Annotated in this window: 4 protein-coding genes; 1 reads left to right on the top strand and 3 read right to left on the bottom strand. The window is 65.2% G+C overall.

The features are described from left to right. Nucleotides 1-1,320: aromatic amino acid lyase (locus EN893_RS25615; protein WP_164901097.1), on the top strand; the 1,320-nt coding region annotated here is incomplete at its 5' end. Between the two features lie 9 nt (nt 1,321-1,329). Here the strand turns inward: EN893_RS25615 and purU are convergent. The 3 genes from purU to EN893_RS25600 form a co-directional block, all read right to left on the bottom strand. Further along, nucleotides 1,330-2,211, bottom strand: a complete 882-nt coding sequence (gene purU / locus EN893_RS25610) for a formyltetrahydrofolate deformylase (protein WP_127270892.1) — start codon at nt 2,209-2,211, stop codon at nt 1,330-1,332. Next, nucleotides 2,208-3,008, bottom strand: a complete 801-nt coding sequence (locus EN893_RS25605) for a 3-methyl-2-oxobutanoate hydroxymethyltransferase (RefSeq protein WP_127270894.1) — start codon at nt 3,006-3,008, stop codon at nt 2,208-2,210. Before EN893_RS25605 ends, purU begins: the two co-directional genes overlap by 4 nt. Nucleotides 3,009-3,042: 34 nt before the next feature. Continuing rightward, nucleotides 3,043-3,235 (bottom strand): Rieske 2Fe-2S domain-containing protein (locus EN893_RS25600; RefSeq protein WP_164901096.1); only part of this gene is annotated, 193 nt, incomplete at its 5' end.

Raw genomic sequence — 3,235 nt, 5'->3', positions numbered from 1 at the left:
GGCCTGAACACCGGGCTCGGCGCCAATCTCGGCACCGCGGTCGACGGCGACGCCGGCGCCTTCCAGCGCCAGCTCCTGGAAGGACGCAGTGGCGCCGTCGGCGAGGTGCTGCCGGTTGAAGCCGTGCGGGCAACCATGCTTGCCCGTGCGTCGATGCTGTCGGTCGGCGGCTCCGGCCTGTCGCCTTCCGTCTTCGTCGCTTTGGTCGACGCGCTCAATGCCGGCGTCCATCCCGTCATGCCGTCGCTCGGCTCGATCGGCGCCGGTGACCTGGTGTTGATGACAGCACTCGCCCGCATGCTCACCGCCGATGGCGAAGCCGACTATCAGGGCCGTCTCATGCCGGCGGCCAAGGCGCTGATGATGGCGCGCCTCGCCCCCATCAGCCTGGCGCCCAAGGACGGCCTGTCGCTGATCAACGCCTCGGCGGTGTCCGCCGGCAGCGGCGCACTTGCGGTGACGGATGCATTGCGCGCCCTTGCCCAGCAACAGCAGGCCGGTGCGCTGACAATGGAAGGCATCGGTGCCAACCGCACCATCCTCGATCCGCGCCTGCATATGGCGCGTCCGGCGGCAGGCCAGCAGCAAGCAGCCAAGGTGCTGCACGATCTGCTCGCCCGAGACGAGGCGCCGGCGCCGACCACCTTGCAGGACCCGCTGTCGATCCGCTGCATGCCGTCGATCCATGGCGCGCTGATCGAGGCGATCGGTCAGGCGAGACAGGCTGTCGAGATCGAACTCAACGCCGCCGCCGACAACCCGCTGGTGCTGGGCGATGATGGACTGGTGCTGTCGACCGGCAATTTCCACACAGCCTCGCTGGCGCTCGCCTTCGAGACGCTCGGCCTGGCGATCGCCCAATGTGCCGCGGCCAGTGCCGCGCGCTTCATCCAGCTCACCGGTTCCGGCCGCAATGGCCTGCCGAAATATCTGTCGCCGGTCGGCGGCGCCTCGGCCGGCCTCGTACCGCTGCAGAAGACGGTGACGTCGATCCTGGCCGCCATCCGCCACAAGGCCAATCCGGTGATGCTCGACTTCCTGGCCGTGTCGGAAGGCGTCGAGGATCACGCCACGCAGACGCCTCTGGCGGTGGCAAAATGCGCCGGGATGATCGCGCTGTGGCGCCGCCTGATCGCCTTCGAATTGATGGCCGCCGCACAGGCCATCGACCTGCGCGACGGCTTCACATTGGCGCCACGCACCGCCGCAATTCACACGGCGATACGCTCGCTCGTCCCCATGCTGAAAGAGGACCGGCCGCTCGGTATCGACGCCGAGACGCTTTACGCCGCGCTCGCCGGCGGCAGTTGGCCGGCCTGACGTGGCTTCTCAGAAGACGATGGTCTTGTGGCCGTTGAGCATGACGCGGGCTTCGAGATGCAACTTGACGGCGCGCGCCAGCACCCGGCTTTCGATGTCGCGCCCGACAGCGACGAAGTCCTCGGCGCTCATCGCATGGGTGACGCGTTCGGTCTCCTGATCGATGATCGGACCCTCGTCGAGGTCGGAGGTGACGTAATGCGCCGTCGCACCGATCAGCTTGACGCCGCGGTCGAAGGCCTGGTGATACGGCTTGGCGCCCTTGAAGCTCGGCAGGAAGGAATGGTGGATGTTGATCGCCCGTCCGAACAGCCGGTCCGACAGGCCTTTTGAAAAGACCTGCATGTAGCGCGCCAGGATGACCAGTTCAGCCCCTGTTTGCTGCACCAGGTCCAGCAGCTTCTGTTCCTGTTCGGCCTTGTTCTCCCTGGTGGTCGGCCAATGGTGGTAGGGGATGCCCTCCAGCTCGGCGAAGCGGCGGGCATCCTCGTGGTTGGAGACGACGGCGGCAACCTCCGCGTTCAGCCAGCCGACCCTGATCTGGTACAGCAGATGGAGAAGCGCGTGGTCGAACTTGGAGACCATGACGATGATCTTCGGGCGGCGCCCCTGATCGACGAGCGCGGTCTTCATGCCGAACCGGTCGACACTTGATTTCAAGGCCCGCTCCAGGCTGTCCCTGGTCGAGCCTGGCGGGCTGATGAAGGCGATCCGCATGAAAAAGCGATTGGTCTGCCGGTCCCAGAACTGGCTGCTTTCGGCGATGTTGGCGCCGTTCGCGGCAAGCTCCGCCGTGACGGCGGCGACGATCCCCGGCCGGTCCTCGCAGGAAAGCGTAAGAATATGAACCGGCGCGGCCTCGTCCGTCGCATCATTGCCTTGAGATTTCACGCCCTGTCGACCCTTTTCATGAACAGGCTGAGCTCAGCCGGATCCATATGCACCACATGCTTGTCTTCGGGATAGGCGAGACTGTTGACATCGGCAACATACTCCGAGAACGCGGCGATGCGCTCGGCCTGCAAACGATCATATTCGGCGGCGAAGTTGCGGTAGACCTTGGAATGGCGAGGCATGTGGCCCCGGTTCTGGCCGAGGATGTCGTCGGCGAACAGATATTGCGCATCGCAACCGGTGCCCGCTCCCATCGACAGCATGATCAGCGATGTGCGTTCCGAGATCGCCTTGGCCACCTCGACCGGGACGACCTCGATCTCGGCGCCGATGGCGCCTGCGGCCTCCAGTTGTTTCACCGCCGCGAAGACCTCCATGGCGGTGTCGGCGGTCTTGCCTACCGCCTTGAAGCCGCCGGTCCAGGTGGCCCGTGACGGGATCAGCCCGACATGGCCGATCACCGGGATATTGTCATCGGCCATCCGCTTGATCGTGGCGTAGCCGGCGCTGCAATAGACCGCGTCGGCGCCGGCCTTGTAGAGCCGGAAAGCCCAGCGCACGAAATCGTCCGCCGTTCCGATCTCGTAGAAATTGTCGCCCGGCATGGTGAACAGGCTGGGTGCGGCGTCCCGGTATTGCGGGTTGAGCACCAGTTCGGGCGGCACCGAGACGATGTCGACCCCTGCGCGCTCCGCGGCCTCGGCCTCGTCCATCGTCAGCACGCGCAGCATGGTCAGCTGTCGCTTGCCCTTCATGGCGCGCAAATCCGCCACCGTCGGTCTTTTTCGGCTCATCAAATGGGTTCCCTCAGTTGCATTCGGCGGCAGGTCAGCCGATCTGGATCATCACTTTGCCAGCCTCGACCTTCACTGGATAGGTGGCGAGATTGACGCATACCGGTGCGCCTCGGGCCACACCCGTCTTGTAGTTGAAGCGGCCATTGTGCTTGGGGCATTCGATGATGTCGTCCATCACCAGCCCATCGGCCAGATGCGCCTTCTCATGCGTGCAGTACCCGTCG

Source organism: Mesorhizobium sp. M7A.F.Ca.CA.004.04.2.1 (genome assembly GCF_004022825.1).
Classification (GTDB): domain Bacteria; phylum Pseudomonadota; class Alphaproteobacteria; order Rhizobiales; family Rhizobiaceae; genus Mesorhizobium.
The sequence above is the reverse complement of the archived record's forward strand: the minus strand, read 5'-3'. Positions and strand labels throughout refer to the sequence as shown.

Coding starts and splice junctions, on each gene's coding strand:
- EN893_RS25605 (WP_127270894.1), bottom strand. CDS start 3,008: ATGAGCCGAAAAAGACCGACGGTGGCGGATTTGCGCGCCATGAAGGGC.